Annotated in this window: 22 protein-coding genes; 3 read left to right on the top strand and 19 right to left on the bottom strand. The window is 63.9% G+C overall.

Features of this window, described 5'->3' with window-relative positions; all coding sequences use genetic code 11:
• Window positions 1–165: 165 nt before the first annotated feature.
• The 19 genes from rpoS to CEJ42_RS07350 form a co-directional block, all read right to left on the bottom strand.
• Window positions 166–1,182 (bottom strand): RNA polymerase sigma factor RpoS, encoded by a 1,017-nt coding sequence (rpoS, locus tag CEJ42_RS07440; protein ID WP_088750508.1) that lies wholly within the window; start codon window positions 1,180–1,182, stop codon window positions 166–168.
• 231 nt (window positions 1,183–1,413) lie between these two features.
• Window positions 1,414–2,397 (bottom strand): peptidoglycan DD-metalloendopeptidase family protein, encoded by a 984-nt coding sequence (locus CEJ42_RS07435; protein ID WP_088750507.1) that lies wholly within the window; start codon window positions 2,395–2,397, stop codon window positions 1,414–1,416.
• A 241-nt stretch (window positions 2,398–2,638) separates the two neighbouring features.
• Entirely contained in the window at window positions 2,639–3,622 is a 984-nt protein-coding gene (locus CEJ42_RS07430; RefSeq protein WP_088750506.1) for a protein-L-isoaspartate(D-aspartate) O-methyltransferase, read from the bottom strand.
• Window positions 3,619–4,356 carry a 5'/3'-nucleotidase SurE gene (gene surE, locus CEJ42_RS07425; protein WP_088750737.1) on the bottom strand — a complete coding sequence of 246 codons (738 nt, stop codon included), beginning with the start codon at window positions 4,354–4,356 and terminating at the stop codon, window positions 3,619–3,621. The genes CEJ42_RS07430 and surE overlap by 4 nt, the downstream gene beginning before the upstream one ends.
• A gap of 94 nt (window positions 4,357–4,450) precedes the next feature.
• Entirely contained in the window at window positions 4,451–5,398 is a 948-nt protein-coding gene (locus CEJ42_RS07420) for a flagellar brake protein (protein ID WP_088750505.1), read from the bottom strand.
• A 118-nt stretch (window positions 5,399–5,516) separates the two neighbouring features.
• Window positions 5,517–7,655 carry a DNA repair helicase YoaA gene (locus CEJ42_RS07415; protein WP_088750504.1) on the bottom strand — a complete coding sequence of 713 codons (2,139 nt, stop codon included), beginning with the start codon at window positions 7,653–7,655 and terminating at the stop codon, window positions 5,517–5,519.
• Between the two features lie 228 nt (window positions 7,656–7,883).
• Complete coding sequence (locus CEJ42_RS07410) at window positions 7,884–8,090, bottom strand: YdcH family protein (protein WP_079214488.1); 207 nt, start codon at window positions 8,088–8,090, stop codon at window positions 7,884–7,886.
• A gap of 192 nt (window positions 8,091–8,282) precedes the next feature.
• Window positions 8,283–9,170 carry a hypothetical protein gene (locus CEJ42_RS07405; protein WP_338064251.1) on the bottom strand — a complete coding sequence of 296 codons (888 nt, stop codon included), beginning with the start codon at window positions 9,168–9,170 and terminating at the stop codon, window positions 8,283–8,285.
• Entirely contained in the window at window positions 9,167–10,264 is a 1,098-nt protein-coding gene (gene zapE, locus CEJ42_RS07400; RefSeq protein WP_079214487.1) for a cell division protein ZapE, read from the bottom strand. The genes CEJ42_RS07405 and zapE overlap by 4 nt, the downstream gene beginning before the upstream one ends.
• 217 nt (window positions 10,265–10,481) lie before the next feature.
• Window positions 10,482–11,909: a dihydrolipoyl dehydrogenase gene (lpdA, locus tag CEJ42_RS07395; RefSeq protein WP_088750503.1), complete on the bottom strand. Its 1,428-nt coding sequence runs from the start codon at window positions 11,907–11,909 to the stop codon at window positions 10,482–10,484.
• Between the two features lie 212 nt (window positions 11,910–12,121).
• Complete coding sequence (gene odhB / locus CEJ42_RS07390) at window positions 12,122–13,363, bottom strand: 2-oxoglutarate dehydrogenase complex dihydrolipoyllysine-residue succinyltransferase (protein ID WP_088750502.1); 1,242 nt, start codon at window positions 13,361–13,363, stop codon at window positions 12,122–12,124.
• A gap of 82 nt (window positions 13,364–13,445) precedes the next feature.
• Window positions 13,446–16,310, bottom strand: coding sequence for a 2-oxoglutarate dehydrogenase E1 component (locus CEJ42_RS07385; protein WP_079214484.1), 2,865 nt, complete (start codon window positions 16,308–16,310; stop codon window positions 13,446–13,448).
• Between the two features lie 379 nt (window positions 16,311–16,689).
• On the bottom strand, window positions 16,690–17,991 hold the full coding sequence (gltA, locus tag CEJ42_RS07380; RefSeq protein WP_088750501.1) for a citrate synthase: 1,302 nt from the start codon (window positions 17,989–17,991) through the stop codon (window positions 16,690–16,692).
• A gap of 146 nt (window positions 17,992–18,137) precedes the next feature.
• Window positions 18,138–18,407 (bottom strand): FAD assembly factor SdhE, encoded by a 270-nt coding sequence (locus tag CEJ42_RS07375; protein ID WP_079214482.1) that lies wholly within the window; start codon window positions 18,405–18,407, stop codon window positions 18,138–18,140.
• Window positions 18,408–18,566: 159 nt separating this feature from the next.
• Window positions 18,567–19,277 carry a succinate dehydrogenase iron-sulfur subunit gene (locus CEJ42_RS07370; protein WP_050467913.1) on the bottom strand — a complete coding sequence of 237 codons (711 nt, stop codon included), beginning with the start codon at window positions 19,275–19,277 and terminating at the stop codon, window positions 18,567–18,569.
• Window positions 19,278–19,288: 11 nt separating this feature from the next.
• Window positions 19,289–21,067: a succinate dehydrogenase flavoprotein subunit gene (sdhA, locus tag CEJ42_RS07365; RefSeq protein WP_079214481.1), complete on the bottom strand. Its 1,779-nt coding sequence runs from the start codon at window positions 21,065–21,067 to the stop codon at window positions 19,289–19,291.
• A 3-nt stretch (window positions 21,068–21,070) separates the two neighbouring features.
• Complete coding sequence (sdhD, locus tag CEJ42_RS07360) at window positions 21,071–21,436, bottom strand: succinate dehydrogenase, hydrophobic membrane anchor protein (RefSeq protein WP_079214480.1); 366 nt, start codon at window positions 21,434–21,436, stop codon at window positions 21,071–21,073.
• Window positions 21,437–21,438: 2 nt separating this feature from the next.
• Window positions 21,439–21,849, bottom strand: a complete 411-nt coding sequence (gene sdhC / locus CEJ42_RS07355; protein WP_088750500.1) for a succinate dehydrogenase, cytochrome b556 subunit — start codon at window positions 21,847–21,849, stop codon at window positions 21,439–21,441.
• A 160-nt stretch (window positions 21,850–22,009) separates the two neighbouring features.
• The gene (locus CEJ42_RS07350; protein WP_079214478.1) at window positions 22,010–22,795 is read right to left on the bottom strand and encodes a GntR family transcriptional regulator; all 786 of its coding nucleotides are present in this window, start codon (window positions 22,793–22,795) and stop codon (window positions 22,010–22,012) included.
• 469 nt (window positions 22,796–23,264) lie between these two features.
• Here CEJ42_RS07350 and CEJ42_RS07345 point away from each other — a divergent pair, with 469 nt between their 5' ends.
• The 3 genes from CEJ42_RS07345 to CEJ42_RS07335 all read left to right on the top strand — a co-directional run bounded on the left by CEJ42_RS07345 (window position 23,265) and on the right by CEJ42_RS07335 (window position 25,897).
• Window positions 23,265–24,254, top strand: coding sequence for a malate dehydrogenase (locus CEJ42_RS07345; RefSeq protein WP_088750499.1), 990 nt, complete (start codon window positions 23,265–23,267; stop codon window positions 24,252–24,254).
• 82 nt (window positions 24,255–24,336) lie between these two features.
• Window positions 24,337–25,338, top strand: coding sequence for an HpcH/HpaI aldolase/citrate lyase family protein (locus CEJ42_RS07340; protein WP_088750498.1), 1,002 nt, complete (start codon window positions 24,337–24,339; stop codon window positions 25,336–25,338).
• A 13-nt stretch (window positions 25,339–25,351) separates the two neighbouring features.
• Window positions 25,352–25,897 carry a hypothetical protein gene (locus tag CEJ42_RS07335; protein ID WP_079214475.1) on the top strand — a complete coding sequence of 182 codons (546 nt, stop codon included), beginning with the start codon at window positions 25,352–25,354 and terminating at the stop codon, window positions 25,895–25,897.
• The last annotated feature ends 47 nt before the right edge of the window (window positions 25,898–25,944 follow it).

Here is a 25,944-nt window from a genome sequence, read left to right as displayed (position 1 = left end):
GGGTGGGACCAGGACGCTTGTGCGTCATTTGTCCGCTGCCGAAGAACAAAAGAAGCGGTATTGTCCGCGATCCGGCAGCCGGAGGGAAGCGCGTTGCGCACTCGGCGCAACGCGGGCAGGCAAAACAGGCGGGAAATGCGCCGCCGCAGCCGCGGCGGCGCCGGTTCAGAACAGGGCGTCGCGTCCCACGCCGCGCGAAGTCAGCAGGCGCTTCAGCTTGACCAGCGCCTCCTGCTGCACCTGGCGCACGCGCTCGCGGGTGATGCCCATCTCGCCGGCCAGTTGCTCCAGCGTGGACGGGTCGTCATTGTCCAGGCCGAAACGGCGCGCCACCACCACGCGCTGCTTTTCGGACAGGCTCTTGAGCCATTCGCGGATCAGGATCGCCATCTCGTGGCTCTCGGCGCGGGTATCGGGATGCTCTTCGACCGCGCTGGGCAACAGGTCCATCAGGCTGGCCTGCGGATCGTTGTCCAGCGGCGTGTCCAGCGAGGCGGCGTGCTCGGAGAGGGCCAGCACATCCTGCACCTCTTCCACCGGGCGCTCGACCAGGTGGGCGATGTCTTCGGCGCTGGCGTCGCGGCCGTCGCGCTGCTGCGCCTCGATGTGGTACTTGGCGCGCAGGATCTGGTTCAGTTCGCGCACCATGTGCACCGGCAGGCGCACCGTACGCGCCTGGTTCATGATGGCGCGCTCGATGCTCTGGCGTATCCACCAGGTGGCATACGTGGAAAACCGGAAACCGCGCTCAGGCTCGAACTTGTCGATGGCGCGCATCAGGCCCAAGTTGCCCTCTTCGATCAGGTCCAGCAAGGCGACGCCACGGTTGATGTAATGCTTGGCGATCGACACCACCAGCCGCAGGTTGTGCTCGATCATCTTCTGGCGCGCATTGAACTCGCCCTGCTTGGCCAGCGTGGCGAAATGCAGCTCTTCGGCCGCAGTCAGCAGCGGCTTGGCGCCGATCTTGTTGAGGTAATGCTGGGTGGTGTCGGTGGAGAGCTCGGCGGCGAGCACCTTCTTGAGCTCGTCCACGCCTTCCGTCGCTGCCGGCTCCTGCTGCTGCTCGGCGGCGGAATCACCGTCGATCACTTCCGGTTCTTCGATCTCATCAATGGGATCGTCAACATCCTCGTTGCGAGGGTCCTGGTCTGGCAAGTGATCACGGTGATTGCTTGTCATAAGAGCGCGTTATGAGTGATTTCATCCCCCGCGCAGCCCCGGGATGGGGCCGGATGCAAGGCACGACGACGTGCCGTAGCGGCGCTACGGCAAGGAGGAGCAATACGACAGACGGCACCTTCCCGCAACGGCCCCGAAGGCCCGGACGAGAACGGCGCATTGCGACGCTGCTGCGCTTGCATGGCTTCCCTTCTCATTCGAACCCGGTGGCTGGAACAACTCATGACACGCTTAGCGTGGCGGCAAGTATTTGGACGGATCGACAGGCTTGCCCTGCTGGCGAATCTCGAAGTGAAGCTTGACGCTGTCGCTGTCCGAATTGCCCATTTCAGCGATCTTCTGTCCCTTGGTAACGCTCTGGCCTTCCTTCACCAGTATGGTCTTGTTGTGCGCATAGGCCGACAGCAGGTTGTTGGTGTGCTTGATAATCACCAGGTTGCCGTAGCCGCGGATGCCGCTGCCCGCATACATCACCTTGCCGGCGCCGGCCGCCATCACCGGCTGTCCGGACTTACCGGAGATGTCCAGGCCCTTCTTGCCGCCGTCGAAGGTGCCGACCACCTTGCCTTCGGCCGGCCACATCCACGAAACGCCCTCGTCGTCCGACGGCGTTGCCGCAGCAGCGACAGGCTTGTCGGCCGGATGCGCGGGCTCGGCCTTGGCCGGCGCGGCAGGCGCTGCGGCCACGGCCGCCGGCGCCGAATTGCTGGCCGAGTCAGGCTTTTCCAGTTCGGCCAGCGCGCCTTCCGAATAGGCGCGCTTGTCGCCACGCGGACCGGTCTTGTTCGTTGCGCCCGCAGCAGCGGACGGCGCCGCAGCCGCGCCCGGGGCGCCCAGCTGCTTGACCTCGATGCCGGTGGCGGGCGTGGCCGCCACGGTCGCGGTCTGCGCCGTGCCCGGCGCACCCGGCGGCGCCACGCGCAGCACCTGGTCGACCTTGATGTCGTTCGGATTGGTCAGGTTGTTCCATGCGACGATGTCGCGGTAGCTCTGCCCCACTTCCAGCGCGATCCGGTAAAGGGTGTCGCCCTTCTTGACCGTGTAGTAGCCGCGTCCCGACGGCGCGGGAGCGGCCGGCGCCGCCGACGCCACCTCAGCCGGCTTGACGGTGCTGGTCGTGCGCTCCACGACGGGCGCCTGCTGATTTGGTGTCGAGCTGCAAGCAGCCAGCATACCTACTACGCTCCCCAACACGGCCAAACGAATTTTCTTCATGCTCTTACGTTAAATTTTGTACAACGCTAGTTGACCCGCAGCCAGCGTGAGAGTTCATCAGGGAAACCCGGCGCCCTTGTGTGTCCGCCATTGCCATTGCGGCATCTTCTTTCAGTCGCAGCGGTCGCAATGACGCGTTCTCGATGACCGCCTGCTTCCCTGTTTCGACAATTCGCAACAGATCTTGATACCTGAGCGATTCCGACCTATAACGAGCCAGTAGGCGGCACGCGCCGCCCGATCAGACCGTTCCGGGCCGCAACGGCACGAAATGGCATTGCTCCATGGTCGTGCTGCGCCAGTCACGCTGGCCGACGCGCTCGATCAGTTCCAGCATCTGCTGGCGCCCGCCAACCGGCGCCACCAGCCTTCCGCCGACGGCAAGCTGCTCCAGCAGCGCCTGCGGCACTTCAAGGCCCGCAGCGGCCAGAATGATGCCGTCGAACGGCGCCACCTGCGGCAAACCAAGCATACCATCTCCGTAATGCAAGCGGATATTTGCGATGCGCAGCGGACGCAGGTTGGTCTTGGCCAGTTCGTGCAAGGGCTTGATGCGTTCGATCGAATACACCTCGCCCGCCACGCGCGACAGCACCGCCGCCTGGTAACCGCATCCGGTGCCGATCTCCAGCACCCGCTCCAGTTTTCCGCCCTTGTTGTTCTGGCGCATGATTTCTATCATCCGCGCCACGATATACGGCTGTGAAATGGTCTGGTGATGACCGATCGGCAGCGAGGCGTCGATATAGGCCTGGCTGGCCAGCCCCGGCTCCACGAACATATGGCGCGGCACCGCCTCCAGCGCCGCCAGCACCTTGGCGTCCGCCACGCCCTGCTTGGCCACGCGCGCCACCATGGCGCGGCGCACCGCTTCCGAGGCCAGCGGCGAGGCGTGGCTGGAATTGTTGGTCTGGGTGACCGTCATCACGTTCTTGATTGCAGTCCTGGGCGCCGGCGCCGCGCTCAGCAGCGGCTGGCTCAGCGCCACGGGGCGATTGGCCGCCGGCAGCGGCGCCGGCTGGGCGCGCAAGGCCTGCGACAAACCCTGCTGCACCGGCTTGAGCGGCGCGCGCGGCACATTCTGCGACGACTGCGCCGCGTTCTTGGCCGCCGTCTGCGTGGTGGCCTGCGCCCGTCCGCCGGCGCTGCCTTGGCCGGCGCCGGCTTTCTTCTTGTCCACCACCGAAGACAGGCTCAACGGAAAGCGGCTCGGCTTGTCGCTCATGCAAGCGCTTTCTTCAGGTTGTCCAGCTGGGCGTTGTGGGTCAGGTCGATCTGCAACGGCGTGATCGATACGTAGCCGTTCGAGGTGGCATGGAAATCGGTGCCCTCGCCCGCGTCCTTGGCCGCGCCGGCGGGGCCGATCCAATACAGGTCGCGGCCGTGCGGATCGGTCAGCTTGTGGACCGGCTCCGACATGTGGCGCTTGCCCAGGCGGGTCGCCACGCCCCCCTTGAGCTCGTCATAGGGCAAGTTGGGAATATTGACGTTGAGCAGGTAAGGCTTGGGCAGCGCATCGAACTGGCGCTCCACCACTTCACGCGCGATGCGCGCGGCCGACTTCAGCTCGGCCCAGCCCTTGTGCAGTTGCGAGAAGGCGATCGACGGGATCCCGAACAGGAAACCCTCGGTCGCGGCGGCGACGGTGCCCGAATACAGCGTGTCGTCGCCCATGTTCTGTCCCTGGTTGATCCCGGAGACGATCAGGTCGGGGCGCTCCTTCAGCAAGCCGGTCAATGCCACGTGGACACAATCCGACGGCGTGCCGTTGAGATAGTAGAAACCGTTGGCCGCCTGCTCCACCCACAACGGGCGATCCAGCGTCAGGGAATTGGAGCTGCCCGAACGGTTGCTGTCCGGGGCGACGACGGTAATGTCTGCGATGGGCGCAAGCGCCTCGGCCAGGGCCATGATGCCGGGAGCGAGGTAGCCGTCGTCGTTGCTGATCAGGATTTTCATGGCCTGCATTTTAACCGAAGCCAAGGTCCAAAAATCCGCCGCCCGCAAGACAAAATGAAGCCCGCGGAAAGCGCCGTCATGACGGTGCGCGCGATTACTCCTGCACGCTCAGTTCCTGGTAGACGTAGGCCGACAGCACCAGCCGGTCGCGCGCCGGCAGCCCGGCGAACTCGACGCCGTACTTGAGGTAGTTGGGGTCGCCGATGGCTTCCACCGTGCGCAGCACCAGCGGCAGATCCAGGCTCAGTTGCTGGTCGGCCACCGACGCCACGAAACGCAGCTGGCCGGTCGCGCCCTTCTGCGCTGCCACCTTGCCCGGCAACGGCGGCGCCACCAGCGAGGCGCCGCCCATGCTGAGGTCGATCACGCTGGCCGGCAGCGGACTGGCGCCGCCCAGCGCCAGAAAACCCTCGGCGCCGACCGGCACCCGCGCATCCTGGCGGATCACCGTGCTGCGCACTTCGCGCGGAATGGAGAGATGCATGTAGACGAAAGGCGTCTGCTGGTACTTGATGAGCTGGGCGCCGAAAGCGTAGGCGCGCTTGCCGGCCAGCGCGCGCACCACGAAGCTCTGGCCGTCGCGCACGAACAGCTGCTTGCCCTCCTTGACCGGCGCCGTCACCAGGATGCTGCGGTTGGGCAGGCTGCCGACCAGGTTCACCGCATAGCGCTGGCTGGCGTCGTCGGCGAACTGCAGCCACAAGGTGTCGCCGATCTGCCAGCGCACCTCGTCGATCGTGATCACGCTCTCCGTGCCGCGCACCGAGGCCGGCGGACGCAGCGGCTTCTTGTCGCCCAGTTTCTTGCGCAGCACGTCGCGCGCCTTGGGCAGCGGCACCGACTCGGTATCCGGCTCGCTGACCCAATTGGCGTTGCGGTAGAGGCCGTTTTCAACCAGGCCTTCCAGCTGGTCCTGGGTTTCGATGACGGTGCCGCGGGCCAGCAGCAGCTTGCCCGCTTCGTTGTAGATGGGCCAGGGGGCGGCCTTTCCCAGCATCAGTTCGGAAGCCCGTACCGGCACCAGTGAAGTCGAACTGGACATGTCGTTTCCCTCGCGGCCATGCGGCGGGCCGGCGAATGCATTGTTGTTGGAATAGCCACTACATTAACCAAAAATCCAGTTTCATGCAGCATTTGCATGAACTGGCCGCTGCGCGCGCTCAGGCCAGATCCGGCTCCGGCTGGACTGCTGCGGGAGCGCTCGCCTGAGCGGCCTGGGCGCGGCGCTCATCCTGCTCGCGGAAGAAATCCTGCACCATGGAGAGCTCGCGCGTGCGCTTGAACGGCGGCAGGCTCTGCCAGATGCGGCGGCCGTAGTTCTTGGTGATGATGCGCGGGTCGCAGATCATCAGCACGCCGCGGTCGCCCTCGTCGCGGATCAGGCGGCCCGCGCCCTGCTTGAGGTTGATGATGGCCGACGGCAGCTGGTGATGCACGAAGCCGTTCAGGCCCTGCTTTTCCATCTCCGCAATGCGCGCGGCCAGCACCGGGTCATCCGGCGGCGAGAACGGCAGCTTGTCGATGATCACCAGCGACAGCGCATCGCCGCGCACGTCCACGCCTTCCCAGAAGCTCTGGCTGCCGATCAGCACGCCGTTGCCGGCGGCGCGGAAGCGATCCAGCAATTCGGTGCGCCCCGCCTCGCCCTGCACGAACAGCGGGAAAGCCAGGCCGCGCGCCTCGAACTCCGCGCGCAGGCGTTCGGCGGCGCGGTTGACGGCGCGCAGCGTGGTGCACAGGAAGAAGCAACGGCCGCCGGCGGCCTCGATGGTCGGCAGCGCGGCATCGATGACGGCGTCGGTGTACTCGAAAGAGTTGGGCTGGGGCAGGTTCTGCGGCACGTAGAGCAGGCCCTGCTCGCCGTAGTTGAACGGGCTCGGCCAGGATTGCGCGGGCGCGTTCCACAAACCCATCTGGGCGGCATAGTGGTTGAAGTCCCGCTTCACTGCCAGCGTGGCGGAGGTGAAGATCCACGAGCGCGGCGTGCCTTCGCGCTGTTTGTTGAAGATCGGCGCGATCGACAGCGGCGTGCGGTGCAATTGCAGCGAGGAGGAGAACGCCTCCACCCACAGCACGTAGAACGGTTTTTCTTCGGGCGCCGGCGCCTGCCCTTCGGCGTCGGCCGCAGGAGCCGGCGCCGGTGTCTTGGCGGGCGGTTTGGAAGGCTGCTTGGCGGCGGGCGCTTCGGGCGCGTTCCAGGTCTCCAGCTGGCGCAGGATTTCGTTGGCGCGATCGCGGCACTGCTGGATCGTCTCGGCGCGTTCGGCCTGCTTCTCCAGCACGGTGATCATGTCGTCCATGCAGTCCTTGAGCGTGTCCAGCGCCGGGAAGAAGGCGGCGGACGGGGCAATCTGGTTCAGCGCCAGCCGCACCGAATCCTCGGGAAACGCCAGCCGCAGGTCGCGCGCGGCGCGCTCCACCGGCGCCACCACGCGCGCCCAGTCGGCGCCGTCGCGGGCGTGCGACAGGCCTTCGGCCAGCACATCGCGGCACAGCTCAAGCACCTGCGAGGTGGAGACGGTCTCGCCGAAGAACAGCGTGGCGGTTTCCGGCAGCTGGTGCGCCTCATCGAAGATCACGGTATTGGCCGACGGCAGCAGCTCGGCGATGCCGGTGTCCTTCAAGGCCACATCGGCGAAGAACAGGTGATGGTTCACCACCACCACATCGGCCTGCTGCGCCTCCTTGCGCGCCTTCATCACGAAGCAGTCCTGGTAGTACTGGCATTCGGAACCGAAGCAGGTATCGCGCGTGGACGTCACGAGATTCCACACCGACGCCGTCTCGGGCACCTTGGTCAGCTCGGCCTTGTCGCCCGACGACGTGGTCTTCACGAAGCGCGAGATCTCGCGCAGGTAACCGACATCCTCGCGCGACGTCAGCCGGCCGTTCTGCAGCGTGCGCTCGAGATGGAAATGGCAGACATAGTTGCTGCGCCCCTTGAGCAGCGCCACCGATACCGGCGCGTGCAGCGCGCGGCGCACGGTGGGGATGTCGCGGTTGTAGAGCTGGTCCTGCAGGGTCTTGGTGCCGGTCGAGACGATCACCTTGCCGCCCCACAACAGCGCCGGCACCAGATAAGCGAAGGTCTTGCCGGTGCCGGTGCCGGCTTCGGCGATCAGGGTGCCCTGGCTGTCGATGGCCGAGGCGATCGCCTTGGCCATGGCGGTCTGCGAATGGCGCGGCTTGTAGCTGCCCACGGCGCCGCCCAGCGGTCCGCCGGGGCCGAACAGCTCGTCGATCTCGGCATCATGGATACCTGGTGTTTCGGGAACGGCGGTATCTTCGGGAACGCTCACTGCGGCAAACCTGTAGGAAGGGAAAATGGACGGCGGAACCGGCGCCTTGCGGCTGGTTCCGGACGGTCGAACATGTCGGGAAAAACGCTATTTTACGCGCAGTCTGCCCGGGGCTCGCAGATGCCCGCCGGTTCGGGGTCCGGCGCGCCGCGCAGGCGCATGAAACGGGCGCGATGAATGCTTGTGATCCGGCGCAATTCAGCGTGATTCAGTGCGATTCGGCGCGACTCAAGCGGGAATATCAGGCACCAGCTGCATCTTCAGCAGCGCGATGTGGTCCTTGAGCTGCAGCTTGCGCTTCTTCAGGCGGCGGATCTGCAGGTCTTCCGAGCGCTCATCCCGCAGGAGCAGATCGATCACGTTGTCGAGGTCGCGGTGCTCGACTTCGAGTTCGATGATGCGGCGCTGGATGTCTTCGCGATGCGTGCTGGTCATGGTGGATGGCTGGTTGCGTGTCTGGCTTCGGGTCCGAATCGATGGGCCCGGCTGCCGCCGGAACTTGCCTCTCGGGAATGGTGCTAGTGTAATCCAGCGGCGGCGGCGCGCCAACCGGCGCCGTACTCCGGCGCACGCCGCCGGTGGCGGCAACCCGACACTCCGGGGCCGGGTCGCCCCACCGCGAACGGATTACTTGACGACAGGCGCGGCGCCGGACTGCTCCTGGTTCTTCTTGCGCTCGGCGCGCTCGCGCTCGTTCTCGGCCTTCTTGCGCTCGACGTCCAGGCGATGGGCTTCGGCGTCCTTGATGCGCTGCTCGCGGGCGGCGGCATTGGCGGCGCGCTCGGGCGCCTTGGCGGCCTCCTCGGCCTGCTGCTGGCGCACCTTCGCCTCATGTTCGCGGATGCGCAAGTCGGGCGGCACATCCTTGTTCTGGTCGATGCGCTGCTGGACTTGGCGGTTCTTGGCGTTGCTTTCCTTCACCTTGCGCGCGGCATCGGCTTCTTTCTGCTTCTGCTCTTCCAGGCGGCGCGCGGCGTCCTGGTCGTCCTTCACCTTTTGCTCGGCCAGCGAGCGGTCGCGCTCGTCCACCGTGGCCTGGCGCTGGTAGACGTTGGCCTCGTTCTCGACCTGCTTGATGCCCTTCTCGGCGACGCGCTTGCGCTCCTTGGCCTGTTCCAGGCAGCTGGCCACCAGGAATTTCTTGTAGCAGGCGCGCTGGTCGATGACATAACGCACTTCCGCAGCATGGCGGTCTTCCTTCGCCTCGTCCAGCGCCTTCTGCGCGGCCTCGTCCGACTTGATGGAGCCGGTCGGATAGCGCTGGCTCAACGGCGCGCGCTCCTCGAGCTCATCCAGGCGCGCCTTGGTCATGGGCGCCGGGCCCTGGACGGCGGGCGCCGCCTGGGTGGCGGAAGCCGCCGGCTGCGCGGCCGGCACGCCGGCCGGCTGGCTGCTCTGGGCCGAGGCCGCGCCTGCGGCCCATGCCAGCATCAGCGCACAGGAAAGTCGGGAAACGGCATTGGCGTCAGCGAAAAAACCTTGCATGTAGTTCTTGTCCATCTGGTTGTTGTTCATGACAGCCGGTCGGCGATGGTGCGGCGGTCCGCATCCAGATATTCCTTCGACTGCATTTCAATGATACGTGAAACGGTGCGGTGGAATTCGTTCGACAGGGTGCCGACAGTGTAAAGCTCGTCCGGCTCGACCTCGGCCGACATGATCAGCTTGACCTTGTGGTCGTAGAAAACGTCGATCAACCAGGTGAAACGGCGCGCCTCCGAGGACATCGCGGCCGACATGCGCGGGATGCCCGACAGAATTACCGTCTGGAAACGGCTGGCCAGCTCCAGATAGTCGTTCTGCGAGCGCGGGCCGCCGCACAGCGTGGCGAAGTCGAACCAGATGGCGCTGCCGGCGCGGCGCAGGGAACGGATCTCGCGCGCTTCGATGTGCACGCGGGGGTCTTCATCGGCGGCCTCGGCGACGGCGCTGAAAGCGGCGCGCAACTCTTCATCGGTCTTGGCGTTGAGCGGCGTGTGGTAGACCTTGACCTGCTCCAGCACCCGCTTGCGGTAGTCGATGCCGGCGTCGATGTTCATGACGTCGAGCTTTTCCTTCAGCAGCGCGATGGTGGGCAGCATGCGGTCGCGGTGCAGGCCCTCCGGATACAGCGTGCCGGGCTCGTAGTTGGACGTCATGACGAAGGACACGCCGTTGTCGAACAGGCCCTTCAACAGGTTGTAGAGGATCATCGCGTCGGCGATGTCGGAGACGTGGAATTCGTCGAAGCAGATCAGGCGGTACTTCTTGGCGATGCGCTTGGCGACCTCGTCCAGCGGATCGGCGATGCCCTTCAACTCATCGAGCTGGCGGTGCACGTCGCGCATGAATTCATGGAAGTGCAGGCGCGTCTTGCGCACCACCGGCACTACCGAATAGAAGCTGTCCATCAGGAAGGACTTGCCGCGGCCCACGCCGCCCCACATGTAGACGCCGCGCGGCACGGCCGGTCGGCTGATCAGGCGCTTGAAGGTGGAAGCGCGCTGCGCCTTGTAGGCGACCCATTCCTCGTACGCGCGCTGCAGGCGGTCGATGGCGCGCAGTTGCGCCTCGTCGGATTGGTAGCCGCGCTCGCTCAGCGAGTGCTCGTAGAATTGGCGGACATCCATGGTGTGGTCTTTATTCTGTGTGCGGACAGCGGGTTCTCCCCTCGCCTTGCGGCCGCTGCCTCTGTTCCCGACGCGACGGGAACCGGTGTTCAAATCTGCAAATCGTCAAAACAAAAATGGGCGAGCCAGGCTCGCCCATCGGTAAAGCTTCATCAATGCTCAATACGCGTATTGCATGACTGGCATGGGCGACGCGTATTGTCGCATTGATCGCGCATCAGAAGTTCAGGGAGCGCTTGTCGACCGCCAGGGCCGCTTCCTTGGTCGCTTCGGACAGCGACGGGTGAGCGTGGCAGATGCGGGCGATGTCTTCCGACGATGCGCGGAACTCCATGGCGACCACGGCTTCCGAGATCAGCTCGGAGGCCATCGGGCCGACGATGTGCACGCCCAGGATCTCATCGGTCTTGGCATCGGCCAGGAACTTGACCATGCCCGAGGTATCGCCCAGCGCGCGTGCGCGGCCGTTGGCCAGGAACGGGAAGGTGCCGGCCTTGTACTGCACGCCGTCGGCCTTCAGTTGCTGTTCGGTCTTGCCCACCCATGCGATTTCCGGCGAGGTGTAGATGACCCAGGGGATGGTGTTGAAGTTGACGTGGCCGTGCTGGCCGGCGATGCGCTCGGCAACCGCGACGCCTTCTTCTTCCGCCTTGTGCGCCAGCATCGGGCCGCGCACGACGTCGCCCACCGCCCACACGTTGGGCAGGTTGGTCTTGCAGTCGCCGTCGACGGCGATGAAGCCGCGCTCGTCCAGCTTCAGGCCCACGCCTTCGGCGTTCAGGCCGATGGTGTTGGGGGTGCGGCCGATGGAGACGATCAGCTTGTCGAACTCGCCCTTTTGCGCATCGCCCTTGGCATCGGTGTACTCGACGGTCACGCTCTTCTTGCCGGTCTTGATCTCGCCGATCTTCACGCCCAGGCTCACGTTCAGGCCCTGCTTGGTCAGCAGCTTCTGCGCTTCCTTGGCGATCTGTTCGTCAACCGCGCCCAGGAAGGCGGGCAGCGCTTCCAGCACGGTCACTTCCGCGCCCAGACGACGCCACACCGAGCCCATTTCCAGGCCGATCACGCCGGCGCCGATCACGCCCAGCTTCTTCGGCACTTCGGTGATGGCCAGCGCGCCGGTGTTGGACAGGATCAGTTGTTCGTCGAACGGCACGCCCGGCAGTGCGCGGGCATTGGAGCCGGTGGCGATGATCACGTGCTTGGCGGTGATGCTTTCTTCAGCGGCGCCGGCGACCTTGATCTCGTAGCCGTTGGCGTCACCCTTGGTGAAGGAGCCGCGGCCGTGGAAGAAGGTGACCTTGTTCTTCTTGAACAGGTACAGGATGCCGTCGTTGTTCTGCTTGACCACGGTGTTCTTGCGACCCAGCATCTTTTCCAGGTTCAGGCCCAGACCCTTGACTTCGATGCCGTGCTCGGCGAAGCCGTGGCTGGCGTGCTCATAGTGCTCGGACGATTGCAGCAGCGCCTTGGACGGGATGCAACCGACGTTGGTGCAGGTGCCGCCCGGTGCGGGGCCGCCCTTTTCGTTCTTCCACTCGTCGATGCAGGCGGTGTTGAAACCCAGCTGGGCTGCGCGGATGGCGGCGATGTAGCCGCCGGGGCCGCCACCGATGACGACTACGTCAAAATTCTTGCTCATGTTATTTCCAATTCTGTTTGTCGCGGACAAGCTATCCGCGGATACAAAAAAGCGCTGAACGCTTTGAGCTTTTCAGCGCCTAGTTGACTCTGTGGGCCGTCGGAGGGGCGTAGCGAGCAGCCCGAGGTCGCTGCGAGAAGCGCAGCCGTACTGTCGTACGGCGAGCATCGCAGCAGCGAGATCGGGTTGCGCAGTAGCCCCTCCGGCGGTCATTACAGGTCCAGCAGCAGGCGGGCCGGATCTTCCAGCGCTTCCTTGATGGCCACCAGGCTCAGGACGGCTTCGCGGCCGTCGATGATGCGGTGGTCATAGGACAGCGCGAAGTAGTTCATCGGACGCACCACGACCTGGCCGTTTTCGACCACGGCGCGATCCTTGGTGGCGTGAATGCCCAGGATCGCCGATTGCGGCGGGTTGATGATCGGGGTCGACAGCATGGAACCGAAGGTGCCGCCGTTGGACACGGTGAAGGTGCCGCCCGACAGTTCTTCGATCGACAGCTTGCCGTCCTTGGCCTTCTGGCCGAATTCACCGATCTTCTTCTCGATGTCGGCGATGGACATCTGGTCCGCATCACGCAGGATGGGCACCACCAGGCCGCGCGGCGAACCGACTGCCACGCCGATGTCGAAGTAGCCGTGGTAGACGATGTCGTTGCCGTCGACCGAGGCGTTGACGATCGGGTACTTCTTCAGGGCGTGAACCACCGCCTTGACGAAGAAGGACATGAAGCCCAGCTTCACGCCGTGTTCCTTCTCGAACTTGTCCTTGTACTTGTTGCGCAGGTCGATGACCGGCTGCATGTTGATTTCGTTGAAGGTGGTCAGGATGGCGTTGGTCGACTGCGACTGCACCAGACGCTCGGCCACGCGGGCGCGCAGGCGGCTCATCGGCACGCGCTGTTCCGGACGGCTTTCCAGGCCGGCCTTGACCGGTGCGGCAACGGCGGCCAGCGCCGGCTTGGCAGCTGCGGCAGGAGCGGCGGCGGGAGCCGACAGCGCGCCCAGCACATCGCCCTTGGTCACGCGGCCATCTTTGCCGGTGCCGGTGACTTGCGAGGTCGACAGGTTGTTGTCGGCCAGCAGCTTGGCAGCGGCCGGCATGGCGACGTCGCCCTTGTTGGCCAGTTCGGGAGCGGCGACCGGAGTCGGCTCGTTGCCCGGTTGCGGGGCCGGCGCGGCCTTGACTTCACCCGGCTCGACCTGGGCCGATGCGTCGGTGTCGAGGATGGCGATCACTTGACCGGCAACCACGGTGGCGCCATCGGCGGAGATGATTTGGGTGATCACGCCGTCGGCCGGAGCCGGCAGTTCCAGCACGACCTTGTCGGTCTCGATATCGATCAGGTTTTCGTCACGGACGACCTTTTCGCCCACTTTCTTGTGCCATTGCAGCAGGGTCGCTTCAGCGACGGATTCCGATAATTGTGGGACTACAACTTCGATTTGAGCCATTTATGATTCTCCGATTTCGGGTAATTCGTTCAATCAAACACGGACGCGCCGCCCTCGCGGCGCGTCCGGTTCTCAACAGTGATTATTTGGTCAGCACAAAGCCCTTGAGCTTCGAGAAGGCGGTTTCGATCAGCGCCTTCTGTTGCGCGTAGTGCTTGTCGTAGTAGCCGACGGCCGGGGAGGCGCTGGCCGGACGACCTGCATAGGCCAGCTTCTGACCTTCGGACAGGTTCTCGAAGATGTTGTGCTGGATCTGCAGCCATGCGCCCTGGTTCTGCGGCTCGTCCTGCGCCCACACCAGTTCGTTGAAGTTCGGGAACTGCTTGAGGGCAGCGGCGAACGTCTTGTGCGGGAACGGATACAGCTGCTCGACACGGATGATGGCGGTGTCGGTCTGGCCGCGTTCCTTGCGGGCGTTGACCAGGTCGTAGTACACCTTGCCCGAGCAGGCGATGATGCGCTTGACCTTCTTGGCGTCGATGGTTTCGTCGACTTCCGGGATCACGGTCTGGAACGAACCCTTGGCCAGGTCGGCCAGCGGCGAACCGGCGTCCTTGTTGCGCAGCAGCGACTTCGGCGTCAGGATGATCAGCGGCTTGCGGAACAGGCGGATCATCTGGCGACGCAGCACGTGGAAGATCTGCGCGGCGGTGGTCGGTTGCACCACTTGCATGTTGTTGTCCGCGCACAGCTGCAGGTAACGCTCCAGGCGAGCCGAGGAGTGCTCCGGACCCTGGCCTTCGTAGCCGTGCGGCAGCATCTGCACCAGACCCGAGGCGCGGCCCCACTTCACTTCGCCGGAGCTGATGAACTGGTCCATCACGACCTGGGCGCCGTTGGCGAAGTCGCCGAACTGGGCTTCCCAGATGGTCAGGGTGTTCGGCTCGGCGGTCGAGTAGCCGTATTCGAAGCCCAGCACCGCTTCTTCCGACAGCACGGAGTCGATGACGGTGAAGGTCGACTGGTTCTCGGCGACGTTTTGCAGCGGCACGTAGGTGCCGGCGTCCCAACGCTCACGGTTCTGGTCGTGCAGCACGGCGTGACGGTGCACGAAGGTGCCGCGACCGGCATCCTGGCCGGTCAGGCGCACTGCGTAGCCCGACGACACCAGCGAGGCGTAGGCCAGGTGTTCGCCCATGCCCCAGTCCAGGTTCATTTCGCCGCGCGCCATGGCGGCGCGGTCGTTGATGACCTTCTCCACCAGCGAGTGGGCCTTGAAGCCTTCCGGGATGGTGGTGATCTTGGAACCCAGGCGCTTCAGTTCAGCCAGCGGCACGGCGGTTTCGGCCGCGTCGGTCCACTTGCGGTTCAGGAACGGCAGCCAGTCGACGGCGTACTTGCTCTTGAAGTTGGTCAGCACCGGATCGATGGTGTGCTTGCCGGCGTCCATGGCGGTACGGAAGGCCTTGACCAGCTCTTCGCCGCCGTCGGCGGCGATGGTCTTCTGCGCAGCCAGCTTGTCGGCGTACAGCTTGCGGGTGCCCGGGTGCTGGGCGATCTTCTTGTACATCAGCGGCTGGGTCAGCGCCGGGGTGTCCTGCTCGTTGTGGCCCAGCTTGCGGAAGCAGATGATGTCGACGACGATGTCCTTCTTGAACTTCATGCGGTAGTCGACGGCGATCTGGGTCGCGAACACGACGGCTTCCGGATCATCGCCGTTGACGTGCAGCACCGGCGCTTCGATCATCTTGACCACGTCCGAGCAGTACAGCGTCGAACGGGAGTCGCGCGGGTCGGAGGTGGTGAAGCCGATCTGGTTGTTGATGACGATGTGAACCGTGCCGCCGGTACCGTAGCCACGGGTCTGCGCCAGGTTCAGGGTTTCCATCACGACGCCCTGGCCTGCGAAGGCGGCGTCGCCGTGGACCAGGATCGGCAGCACTTGCGAGCCGTCCTTGTCGCCGCGGCGGTCCATACGCGCCTTGACCGAACCTTCAACCACGGGATTGACGATTTCCAGGTGCGACGGGTTGAACGCCAGCGACAGGTGGACCGGGCCGCCAGGGGTGGAGACGTCGGACGAGAAGCCCTGGTGGTACTTGACGTCGCCGGCCGGCAGGTCGTCGGCGTGACGGCCTTCGAACTCGGAGAACAGCTCTTGCGGGGTCTTGCCCAGGATGTTGACCAGCACGTTCAGGCGGCCGCGGTGGGCCATGCCGATGACGATTTCCTGCACGCCGTTTTCGCCGGCGCGCTGGATGGTTTCATCCAGGGAGGCGATGAAGGACTCGCCGCCTTCCAGCGAGAAGCGCTTCTGGCCGACGTACTTGGTGTGGAGGTAGCGTTCCAGGCCTTCGGCCGCGGTCAGGCGCTCCAGGATGTGCTTCTTCTTCTCGGCGGAGAAGCTGGGTGCGGCACGGGTCGGCTCCAGGCGCTCTTCCAGCCAGCGCACTTCGGTCATGTCCGACACGTAGGTGAATTCGGCGCCGATGGTGCGCGTGTAGGTGTCGCGCAGCATCTGCAGCAGGTCGCGCAGCGATGCGGTTTCCGGGCCGAAGTAGGTGTTGTTGATGTTGAACACGATGTCCAGGTCGGCATCGGTGAAGCCGTAGAAGGCCGGATCGAGTTCAGGGATGCTGGGGCGTTCCTGGCGTTGCAGCGGGTCCAGGTTGGCGAAGCGGGAGCCGAGGTCACGGTAGCCGGCGATCAGCTGGGTAACAGCGACGCGCTTGCGGCCCATGTCGGAGTCGGCGGAAGCGATGACGGTGCGGATCGGGCCTTGCTTGGCGCGCTCGGCGAAGGAGGCAACCACGGGAGCGTGGGCGACGTCGGGACGGTTCGAGCCATCGGTGGCGGGAACGTGCTGGACGGCGTCGAAGTAGGCGCGCCAGTTGTCGGGGACGGATCCGGGATTGTTCAGATAGGCTTCGTACAATTCCTCGATGTACGGAGCATTCCCACCGAAGAGGTAGGAGTTGATGTTGTATTGCTCGTAGAGCTTTGTCATTTGCTCACCTTTCTTCGCGTTTCGCGAGATTAGCGGGTTTCTACACCTTCCGCGACACGGCCTGACCGGTTAGCGGATTGCATCAAGTTGTGGGGAAGGACTTTTGTCTACCTGAACTTCTGTATTCTGTACGTCATCCAGTCAGCGCTCCGGAATTATATATCCTTATTTCCAATAAAAAAGCGAATCCCGAGGGATTCGCTTTTTTATTTGCTGCCGTTCGCAACGGACGTTTCAAACCACCAACATCCGCCCGCAAAGCCGCGCCGCACGGGGCTCCAGCCCCTCCCCTCAGATCCTCGCGGATGAGAAAGAGCAAGCGCACGAACGTGCTTTGTTGCCCGCCGGTCAACATCGACCTGCGGGCATCGGGAAGTGCTTAGCGCTTGTCGATGGCAGGCACGTCGCGACGTGCGGAACCGACGAACAGCTGGCGGGGACGACCGATCTTTTGTTCCGGATCGGAGATCATTTCGTTCCACTGGGCGATCCAGCCGACGGTACGGGCCATGGCGAAGATGCAGGTGAACATCGAGGTCGGGATGCCCAGCGCGCGCTGGACGATGCCCGAGTAGAAGTCGACGTTCGGGTACAGCTTGCGGGAGACGAAGTATTCGTCTTCCAGCGCGACCTTTTCCAGTTCCATGGCCAGCTTGAACAGCGGGTCGTCGTGCAGGCCCAGTTCGTTCAGCACTTCGTGGCAGGTTTCGCGCATCAGCTTGGCGCGCGGGTCGTGGTTCTTGTAGACGCGGTGACCGAAGCCCATCAGCTTCACGCCCGAGTTCTTGTCCTTGACCTGCTTGATGAACTCGGGGATCTTGTCGGCCGAGCCGATTTCTTCCAGCATGTTCAGTGCAGCTTCGTTGGCGCCGCCGTGAGCGGGGCCCCACAGGCAGGCGATGCCGGCGGCGATACATGCGAACGGGTTGGCGCCCGAGGAACCGGCCAGGCGGACGGTCGAGGTCGAGGCGTTCTGCTCGTGGTCGGCGTGCAGGATCAGGATGCGGTCCAGGGCGCGCACCAGCACTTCATTGACTTGATACTCTTCGCACGGATTGGCGAACATCATGCGCATGAAGTTGGCGGTGTACGACAAGTCGTTGCGCGGATACACGAACGGCTGGCCGATGCTGTACTTGTAGGCCATGGCCACCAGGGTCGGCAGCTTGGCGATCATGCGGATGGCCGACACTTCGCGGTGATTGGCGTTGGAGATGTCCAGCGAGTCGTGGTAGAACGCCGACAGCGCGCCCACCGAGCCGGTCAGCACCGCCATCGGGTGCGCGTCGCGACGGAAACCGCGGAAGAAGAAGTTCATCTGCTCGTGCACCATGGTGTGCTTGGTCACGGTGTCGGTGAACTCTTCCTTCTGGGCTGCGGTCGGCAGTTCGCCGTGCAGCAGCAGGTAGCAGGACTCCAGGAAGTCGCAGTTCACGGCCAGCTGTTCGATCGGATAGCCGCGGTACAGCAGCTCGCCCTTGTCGCCGTCGATGTAGGTGATCGACGAGTTGCAGGCTGCGGTGGACATGAAGCCCGGGTCATAGGTGAACTTGCCGGTGCCGGCGTACAGCTTGCGGATGTCGATCACGTCAGGGCCGATGGTGCCCTTGTAGACAGGAAAATCTACGGACGGAGACCCGTCGGAGAACGACAGGGTAGCTTTGATATCGGTATTGGACATAGCTTTTCCTTTTGCTGGGATGGTGAAACCGTTAATCAAAACCGCGGCAGCACTGCCTGACGACATCCTGGTTGCGATGCGCTGGGTGGCATAAAAACAGGCCGCGTTCGAGCAAAATCCGTCTGGCTTGTGGCCAGGCGCAAAAATCAGGCCGTACGCAGCTTCTTCAGCAGCGCATGGACCTGCGGCAGGTCGACCGCCGCCTCAGGCTCCTTGCGGGCCAACAGCAAGTCCATCAGGTCGATATCGGACAGGTCCATCAGCCGCGAAAACGCATCGACCTCTTCGTCGCTCATCTGCGCCTCATTGGCGTCGAGATAGCGCGTCAGGATCAGGTCGTTCTCCAGCAGGCCGCGGCGCGCGCGCCAGCGCAGACGCGCCCGTTTCGCCGGATCTTCCTGGTGACGTTCAGTCATGAACTCGCTCACTTTTTTACTTATTCATCTTCGATACTACCGGATCCCGGGCTTTCGCTCCGGGACCGGCGGCGGGAGGCCCCACTGCCCTGCCTCCCGCTTCGGACCACACCCGCGGCCGTTGGCCTCGTACGGGCGGATCCGCAGCCTTGCTTGCGCTTACACCGCGCGGCGAACCATCAGTTCCTTGATCTTGCCGATGGCTGCGTTCGGGTTCAATCCCTTCGGGCAGACGTCGACGCAGTTCATGATCGAACGGCAACGGAACAGGCGGTACGGGTCTTCCAGGTTGTCCAGGCGCGCGCCGGTGGCTTCGTCGCGGCTGTCGGCGATGAAGCGGTAGGCTTGCAGCAGGCCGGCCGGGCCGACGAACTTGTCCGGGTTCCACCAGAACGACGGGCAGGAAGTCGAGCAGCAGGCGCACAGGATGCACTCGTACACGCCGTCCAGCTCTTCACGCTGCTCGGGCGACTGCAGGCGCTCCTTTTCAGGAGGGATGCTGTCGTTGATCAGGTAAGGCTTGATCGAATCGTACTGCTTGAAGAAGTTGGTCATGTCGACGATCAGGTCGCGGATGACCGGCAGGCCCGGCAGCGGCTTCAGAACGATGGGTTCGGTCAGCTCGTTCAGGTTGGTGATGCAGGCCAGGCCGTTCTTGCCGTTGATGTTCATCGCGTCGGAGCCGCACACGCCTTCGCGGCAGGAGCGGCGCAGCGACAGCGAGTCATCCACGTCGGACTTGATGCGTTGCAGAGCGTCGAGCAACATTTTGTCGGTCGGCTTCAGTTCGACCGTCAGATCCTGCATGTACGGCTTCTCGTCCTTGTCCGGATCGTAACGGTAGATTTTGAATTTCAAAGTGCGAGTCATGTTGCGACCTCTTAGAAAGTACGTGCTTTAGGTTTAAATGTCTCGACGGTCAGCGGCTGCATGTTGACCGGCTTGTAGTCGAGACGATTCCCCTCGGAGAACCACAGCGTGTGCTTGAGCCAGTTCACGTCATCGCGCTGCTCGTAGTCGCTGTGCGCGTGGGCGCCGCGCGATTCCTTGCGGGCGGCGGCCGACGTGATGGTGGCCTTGGCGGTTTCGATCAGGTTGTCCAGCTCCAGGGCTTCCTGGCGCGCGGTGTTGAACACCTTGGACTTGTCCTTGAACGAGACATGCTTGCGGCGCTCGTCCAGCTCCATGATCTGCTTGTAGCCTTCTTGCAGCAGCGCATCGGTACGGAACACGCCGCAGTACTTCTGCATGGTGGCGCGGATGGTGTTGGCGACATCTTGCACGCGCTCGGAACCGGTGCTGCTTTCCAGGCGGGCGATGCGCTCCAGCGAGCGGTCCAGGGCGCCGGCCGGAATCGGCTTGTGGCTCTGGTCCTGCAGCTTGCTGCCGACGATGTGGTTGCCGGCCGCGCGGCCGAACACCACCAGGTCCAGCAGCGAGTTGGTGCCCAGGCGGTTGGCGCCGTGCACCGACACGCAGGCGCATTCGCCGATGGCGTACATGCCCTGCACCACTTCCTTTTGCGAACCGCCCTTGGGTGCGACCACCTGGCCGTACACGTTGGTCGGGATACCGCCCATCTGGTAGTGGATGGTCGGCACGACGGGGATCGGTTCCTTGGTGGCGTCGACGTTGGCGAACTTGTGGGCGATTTCCAGGATCGACGGCAGGCGCTTCTTGATGGTGTCGGCGCCGATGTGGCGCAGGTCCAGCAGCACGTGGTCCTGGTGCTGGCCGACGCCGCGGCCTTCCTTGATTTCCTGGTCCATCGAGCGCGACACGAAGTCGCGCGGCGCCAGATCCTTCAGGGTCGGCGCATAGCGCTCCATGAAGCGTTCGCCGTTGCTGTTGATCAGGATGCCGCCTTCGCCGCGCACGCCTTCGGTGATCAGCACGCCCGCGCCGGCCACGCCGGTCGGGTGGAACTGCCAGAACTCCATGTCCTGCAGCGGCAGGCCGGCGCGTGCCGCCATGCCCATGCCGTCGCCGGTGTTGATGAAGGCATTGGTCGATGCGGCCCAGATACGACCCGCGCCGCCGGTGGCGAACAGGGTGGTCTTGGCGTGCAGCATCATGATTTCGCCGGTTTCCATTTCCAGCGCGGTCACGCCGAGGACGTCGCCCTCTTCGTTGCGGATGATGTCCAGCGCCATCCATTCGACGAAGAAGTGGGTCTTGGCGCGCACATTGCGCTGGTACAGCGTGTGCAGCAGCGCGTGACCGGTACGGTCAGCGGCGGCACAGGCGCGCTGCACCGGCTTCTCGCCCAGGTTGGCGGTGTGGCCGCCGAACGGACGCTGGTAGATGGTGCCGTCGGGATTGCGGTCGAACGGCATGCCGAAGTGTTCCAGCTCGTAGACGGCCTTCGGTGCTTCGCGGCACATGAATTCGATGGCGTCCTGGTCGCCCAGGTAGTCCGAGCCCTTGACGGTGTCGAACATGTGCCAGTACCAGTTGTCTTCCGACATGTTGCCCAGCGAAGCGCCGATGCCGCCCTGGGCAGCCACGGTGTGCGAGCGGGTCGGGAAGACCTTGGACAGGACGGCGACGTTCAGGCCGGCTTCGGCCAGTTGCAGCGACGCGCGCATGCCGGAACCGCCGGCGCCGACGATGACCGCGTCAAAGCGACGGGTAGTGATTGCGGATTTGATGGCAGCCACGATTTAATTTCTCCACAGAATCTGCGCGGCATAACCAGCGCAACCAACCAGCCACAGAATCGTGGCAACTTGCAGTACCAGGCGCAGGGCGACCGGCTTGACGTAATCCATCCAGATGTCGCGCACGCCGATCCAGGCGTGGAAGAACAGCGCCGCGAACACCGCGAAGGTCGCGACCTTGAACCACTGGTGCGAGAACAGCGCAGCCCAACCCTGGTAGCTGAAGCCGACCGAGGTGAAGAACACTGCCAGCAGGATGATGGTGTAGACCGCCATGACGACGGCGGTGGCGCGTTGCGCGAGCCAGTCGCGCAGACCGTAGTGGGCGCCGACGACGAGGCGCTTGGATCCGATATTGTTATCAGCCATTTTTAGAATGCTCCGAACAGTTTCAATGCGACCACCACCATCAGCGCGATGCTGACGACCAGGACCGTAGCCGACGACTTGCGCGCGCTGTCCTTGTCCAGGCCAACGTGGTTGTCCATGATCAGGTGGCGGATGCCGGCGCAGAAGTGGTGGAGATAGGCCCAGGACAGGGCGAGGATGACCAGTTTGACGAACCAGTTGGAGGCGAAGCCTTTGAGGTATTCGAAGGTGCCTTCGGAGAGCAGGCTGCTGTCCAGCAGGAACAGGATGAAGGGCAGCATCAGGAACAGGAATAGCCCGCTGATGCGGTGCATGATCGACACCAGTGCTGCCAGGGGCATGCGGTAACCAGCAATTTGGGTAAGGTGTATGTTACGAAATTGCGGCCGTTGTGGTTTAGCGGCTTCAGACATACAAGGTTCTCCTCAGATTAAAACAATCCTGCAATTTTCGCCGATTTTGCAAATTGCCATCAACAATTATTGCGCTTCGCAACATGCCAAAAAGGCTTGACACCGCCCTTCCCCGCCTGCCGGCCACACTGCGCCGCGCCTGCGATTCCCCGGAAGGGCGTCAGCTCAACTCGCTCTGATAATGGTGATTCGTCGTCAAGTACAGGCCGCGACGCATTTCCACCGGCTTGTCGCCGTAGGTAAATGACGCGCGCTCCACACTCAGCAACGGCGTTTGGGGCAACACCCCCAGAAACTCCGCGGACTCCGGATCCGCTCCCACGGCACGAATGCGCTCCTCGGCGCGGATCATGCGCGTTCCGAATTCCGACTCGAACAGGCCGTACAGCGGGCCTTTGTATTCCACCAGGCGCTCAGCCGTCAGCCCCTTGAAGATGGCGCCGGGCAGCCAGATGTCTTCGAGGATGATGGGAGTGCCATTGAATGATTTCACGCGCCGGATGAAGATGACCGAGTCGCCGGACTTCATGTCCAGCTGCCGCGCCACTTCGGCGGACGCGCGCACGCGCTTGACTTCGACGATCTTGTTCTCGGGACGCTGCGGCTCGTCGCTATCGGCCATCAGGCGCAGGAAGCGGAATTGCGCCTGGGTCTCGTGATGGGTGGCGACGAAGGTGCCCTTGCCCTGGCGGCGCACCACCAGGTTTTCGGCCGCCAGCTCGTCGATGGCCTTGCGCACCGTACCCTGACTGACCTTGAACCGGCCGCCCAGCTCGACTTCGCTGGGGATGAGTTCGCCCGGCTTCCACTCGCCGGCCTCAAGGCGCTGCATGATGAGCGCCTTGATCTGCTGGTACAGCGGACTGAAGGTGGGCGCCGGACTGGCGACACCCGTCCCCGCGCCTTGCGCGTCGACGCTGTTTGAATTGGGCAGGATCGAGCTCATAACCCCGAATTTCACCACAAAACCCCTTCCGGCGTCCAGCAAAAACTATGCAATAATATGTCTTATATAAGACATAAGATATTGATTGACAGCCGCCGTTCGCAGGCCTACACTCGCGAGCAACCTGAAAAGCCGCAACGCAGGCGTGACGCGAACTTCCGGCCGGTCAACGATAACGAGAATCGATTGCATTTAGACCGTTTGCACGTCGCGTTTTTATGTCGGCTGAACATGAGTGTGACAGGTTTTCGGGCCGCCGGCACGACACTCCGCGAAAGCAACTGACTCACTGCGTTTTCGACGGTATCATGGCGGTCTAACAAGAATTCGAGGAAGTCGCGCAATTCAATTTGCGCAAACCAGAAGCAACCGCAGACGGCCCTGCCGCGCCTTGCGCGACGTGACCGCAACGTGCGCTTCCGATGCAGTCTGGAATGCTTTTTTTCATCACCTCTTTTGGAGATTCAACATGGCTAAAGCCCCCAAGCGTGTTGCCGTCACCGGCGCCGCCGGTCAGATCGGTTACTCCCTGCTGTTCCGCATCGCCAACGGCGACCTGCTCGGCAAAGACCAGCCGGTCATCCTGCAACTGCTGGAAATCCCCGATGAGAAGGCCCAGAAGGCGCTGAAGGGCGTGATCATGGAGATCGACGACTGTGCCTTCCCGCTGCTGGCCGGCGTGACTGCCCACAGCGATCCGATGACCGCGTTCAAGGACGCCGACGTCGCCCTGCTGGTCGGCGCCCGTCCCCGCGGCCCCGGCATGGAGCGCAAGGACCTGCTGGAAGCCAACGCCCAGATCTTCACCGTGCAAGGCCGTGCGCTGGACGCCGTGGCCTCGCGTGACGTGAAGGTGCTGGTGGTCGGCAACCCGGCCAACACCAACGCCTACATCGCCATGAAGTCGGCCCCGAACCTGCCGGCCAAGAACTTCACCGCCATGCTGCGCCTGGACCACAACCGCGCCCTGTCGCAAGTGGCCGCCAAGATCGGCAAGCCGGTCTCGGCCATCGAGAAGCTGTGCGTGTGGGGCAACCACTCGCCGACCATGTATGCCGACTACCGCTTCGCCACCGCTGACGGCGCATCGGTCAAGGACACCATCAACGACCAGGAATGGAACGCCAACGTGTTCCTGCCGACCGTGGGCAAGCGCGGCGCTGCGATCATCGAAGCGCGCGGCCTGTCCTCTGCAGCGTCGGCCGCCAACGCCGCGATCGACCACGTGCGTGACTGGGTGCTGGGCACCAACGGCAAGTGGACCACCATGGGCATCCCGTCCGACGGTTCCTACGGCATCCCCGAAGGCACCATGTTCGGCTTCCCGGTGACCACCGAAAACGGCGAGTACAAGATCGTCCAGGGTCTGGAGATCGACGCGTTTTCGCAAGAGCGCATCAACATCACGCTCAAAGAGCTGATGGAAGAGCGCGAAGGCGTCAAACACCTGGTCGGCTAATTGACCAGTGCGCGGCGGCGGGCGACCGCCGCCGCGCGGTTCCGAATTTTCGACTGAATCGACAATCACTCATTCAGCAGCAATGCATCCCTCCCAGGTCTTGTTCCCAGGTGCACAGCAGCCGGCTTCGCTTCCGGTCTGCGATCACTACGCCGGCTCGGAAAAGCTGATGCGCAAGTCGATCGCCCTGCAGCAGGAGCTCGGACCGGTATTCGACATCACGCTCGATTGCGAGGATGGCGCCGCGGCCGGCAATGAAGCCGAACACGCGCAGCTGGCCGCCTCCCTGGTCAACGGCCCCGACAACCGCCACCGCCGCATCGGCGCGCGCGTGCATGACGTCGGCAGCCCCCACTTCGAGCAGGACGTCTCCATTATCTGTTCCTCCGCGGCGCGCGAGCTGGCCTTCGTCATGCTGCCCAAGCCGGAGGGCGTCAACGATGTGGTGCGCGCGCTGGAATCGATCAATCGCGTTTGCCTTGCGGCCGGGCGTCATGCGCTGCCGCTGCACGTGCTGATCGAGACCCACGGCGCGCTGGCCGACGTCTGGAAGATCGCGGCCTTGCCGCAGGTCGAATCGCTTTCCTTCGGGGTGATGGACTTCGTATCGGCGCACTATGGCGCCATCCCGAGCGCCGCGATGCGCTCCCCCGGACAGTTCGACCATCCGCTGGTGCGCCGCGCCAAGCTGGAAATTTCCGCCGCTTGCCATGCGCACGGCAAGGTGCCGTCGCACAACGTGACCACCGACATCAAGAATCCCGCAGCGGTGGCCGACGATGCCCGCCGCGCGGCACAGGAATTCGGCTATACCCGGATGTGGAGCATACATCCGGACCAGATCCGGCCGATTGTGCGGTCCATGTCGCCTTCCACCGAGGAGGCAGACCAAGCGGCACAGATTTTGCTCAAGGCTCAGGCAGTGCAATGGGGACCGATCCAGCACCAGGGGAATCTGCACGACCGGGCCAGCTATCGCTATTTCTGGAGCATCCTGCAGCGCGCCCACGCCACCGGCGTGGCGTTGCCGCCGGAGGCGGCCAGCTGGTTCGCCGGCAGCGATTCCCCTTCAACCTCACCGTAACGATTTACCGTTCATGAAAAAGCAACTGACCGCCATTGCCCTGCTGGGCGCCCTGTTCGCCGCAGCCGGCATCTCGTCCGCGCAGGCCGAAACCACCACTCCCGCCAAGCCGGCGGCAAAGAAGGCTGCGCCCAAGAAAAAGGCTCCGGCAAAGAAGGCAGCCGCTGCCGCCGCTGCAGCGCCGGCCGCCAAGATGCCCTTCTCCTCCGACGCCGAAGACGACGACAGCGAGCCCGAACTGGGCGGCACCCTGTCCGCGGACTTCAACTGCGAACTGGGCCAGAAGCTGACCATCTGGAAGAACGAAGCCGATGACAAGCACATCGCCATCCGCTGGAACAAGAAGATCAACCGCCTGACCCGCGTGGAAACCACCACCGGCGCCAACCGCTTCGAGAACCGCAAGGTTGGCCTGGTTTGGATCGGCATCCCGGCCAAGGGCCTGCTGCTGGATTCGAAGAAGGGCCAGCAGTTGGCCAACGAATGCAAGAACGCGGAACAGCAGCACGCCGCGGCCGCTGCCCAGGCGCCTGCCGTGGCAGCAGCACCCAAGAATTAACACCAAGCATCAGGATTTACCCGTTCCTGCCGTAACAGTGGCAGGAA

The sequence above is a fragment of the Herbaspirillum robiniae genome (assembly GCF_002213415.1).
Taxonomy (GTDB): domain Bacteria; phylum Pseudomonadota; class Gammaproteobacteria; order Burkholderiales; family Burkholderiaceae_D; genus Herbaspirillum; species Herbaspirillum robiniae.
Note: the sequence above shows the minus strand (reverse complement) of the source record. Positions and strands in the feature narration are given on the sequence as shown.